Raw genomic sequence first — 1,178 nt, 5'->3', positions numbered from 1 at the left:
ATGGCAAAGAGCAAGTTTGAGCGGAATAAGCCGCACGTCAACATCGGCACGATCGGTCACGTTGACCACGGCAAGACGTCTTTGACTGCCGCGATCACGAAGTACTTCGGCGAGTTCAAGGCGTATGACCAGATCGACGCGGCTCCTGAAGAGAAGGCTCGTGGTATCACGATTTCGACGGCGCACGTTGAGTATGAGACCCCGAACCGTCACTACGCTCACGTTGACTGCCCCGGCCACGCCGACTACGTGAAGAACATGATCACCGGTGCTGCGCAGATGGACGGCGCGATCCTGGTTTGCTCTGCTGCTGACGGCCCGATGCCGCAGACGCGCGAGCACATCCTGCTTGCTCGCCAGGTTGGCGTTCCGGCGATCGTCGTGTTCCTCAACAAGGTTGACCAGGTTGACGACGCAGAACTTCTGGAGCTCGTCGAGCTTGAAGTTCGCGAACTTCTGTCGTCCTACGACTTCCCAGGCGACGACATTCCGATCGTCAAGGGTTCGGCACTTGCTGCTCTTGAAGATTCCGACAAGAAGATCGGTGAAGACGCCATCCGCGAGCTGATGGCTCAGGTTGACGCCTACATTCCGACGCCTGAGCGTCCGATCGACCAGCCGTTCCTGATGCCGATCGAAGACGTGTTCTCGATCTCTGGTCGTGGTACGGTTGTGACCGGCCGCGTTGAGCGTGGTATCGTCAAGGTTGGTGAAGAAGTCGAGATCGTCGGCATTCGTGCGACGTCGAAGACGACTGTTACCGGCGTTGAAATGTTCCGCAAGCTGCTCGATCAGGGCCAAGCTGGCGACAACATCGGTGCACTGGTTCGTGGCGTACAGCGCGATGGCGTTGAGCGTGGTCAGATCCTTTGCAAGCCAGGTTCGGTCAAGCCGCACAAGAAGTTCATGGCAGAAGCCTACATCCTGACGAAGGAAGAAGGCGGCCGTCATACGCCGTTCTTCACGAACTACCGTCCTCAGTTCTACTTCCGTACGACTGACGTTACCGGTATTGTTTCGCTTCCAGAAGGCACGGAAATGGTTATGCCTGGCGACAACGTCACGGTTGAAGTCGAGCTGATCGTTCCGATCGCGATGGAAGAAAAGCTGCGCTTCGCTATCCGCGAAGGCGGCCGTACCGTCGGCGCCGGCATCGTTGCCTCGATCATCGAGTAATC

General features: G+C 57.6%; 1 protein-coding gene. It reads left to right on the top strand.

Annotation, left to right across the window (positions count from 1 at the left end):
• Positions 1–1,176: elongation factor Tu (gene tuf / locus PVA19_RS22290; RefSeq protein WP_111851116.1), on the top strand; the 1,176-nt coding region annotated here is incomplete at its 5' end.
• Between the last annotated feature and the right edge of the window lie 2 nt (positions 1,177–1,178).

This window comes from Agrobacterium sp. CNPSo 3708 (genome assembly GCF_028674915.1).
Classification (GTDB): Bacteria; Pseudomonadota; Alphaproteobacteria; order Rhizobiales; family Rhizobiaceae; genus Agrobacterium; species Agrobacterium cavarae.
Note: the sequence above shows the minus strand (reverse complement) of the source record. Positions and strands in the feature narration are given on the sequence as shown.